We start from the raw sequence: 1,018 nt of genomic DNA, 5'->3' as shown, positions 1-1,018 counted from the left end.
CGACGCACCCGCCGTGCTGTACTGCCGGGGCGATGCATCGCTGCTGGCCAACCACGCCGTGGCGGTGGTGGGGTCGCGCCTGTCCTCGCGGGCCGGGCGCGGGGTGGCCGCCGACATTGCCTACAGCCTTTCGGCGGCGGGCGTCACCGTGGTTTCCGGTCTTGCGCGCGGCATCGACCGCGAGGCCCATGTGGCCGCGCTGGAGGAGGTGGGCTCCACCATCGGCGTGCTGGGCACGGGCATCGACGTGGTCTACCCGCCGGAGCACGCGGAACTGTTCGAACGCATGGAAGCCACGGGGCTGCTGGTGTCGGAATACGCCCCCGGCACGCTGCCCCTGCCCGCGCACTTTCCCGTGCGCAACCGGATCATCAGCGGGTTTTCCGTGGGGGTGCTTGTGGTGGAGGCGGCAGCCCGCAGCGGCAGCCTGATCACCGCACGCCTGGCCCTGGAGCAGGGCCGCGAGGTGTACGCCGTGCCCGGACCGGCCACGGCCCAGTATACCTGCGGCTGTCGGGGGCTCATTGAGCAGGGCGCCCGGCCCGTGGCCACGGCGGAAGACATGCTGGCGGACCTTGCCCCGGTTCTGGGCATGGAACTGGCCGCGCTGGCTGCGCCGTGCCCGCCTCCCGGCTGGAGCGGCTGGGACGACGACCCGCTGGACGAGCTGTTTCCGCCGGATGCCTCGAAGACCCCGGTCGGCATGGTTGGCCCCGACGCACCGCATGTGCCGGTCACATCGGTCACGCCTGGCATGCAGGGCACGCCAATCAAGCCAGGCGCTTCGGACTCCCGGTGTCCTTCCCGCGCCATGGGGAGGACGGCAGGCGGGGGAATCGCCGGTCCGTCGCTGAAGATTTCCGGCGACAGTGCCGACGCCCCTGCCGGGCAAGAGAAAGAGGGACGGGCAGCTACGAAATCCGCTGCCGTGCCGACGCCTGCGGCCCGCCCGGCACCGCGTCCCTCCCGCCCGCGCAGGCCGATACCCCCCGCGCGCTGTTCGCCCTGCATTGGCGGC

Annotated in this window: 1 protein-coding gene; it reads left to right on the top strand. The window is 72.4% G+C overall.

What is annotated here, in order from left to right; all coding sequences use genetic code 11:
- Positions 1 to 1,018, top strand: a 1,018-nt coding sequence (dprA, locus tag FVW20_RS16525) for a DNA-processing protein DprA (protein ID WP_231039187.1), incomplete at both ends; no start/stop codon positions are given.

Origin of the sequence: Nitratidesulfovibrio oxamicus (genome assembly GCF_015731765.1) — a bacterium.
GTDB classification, from domain to species: domain Bacteria; phylum Desulfobacterota; class Desulfovibrionia; order Desulfovibrionales; family Desulfovibrionaceae; genus Cupidesulfovibrio; species Cupidesulfovibrio oxamicus.
Note: the sequence above shows the minus strand (reverse complement) of the source record. Positions and strands in the feature narration are given on the sequence as shown.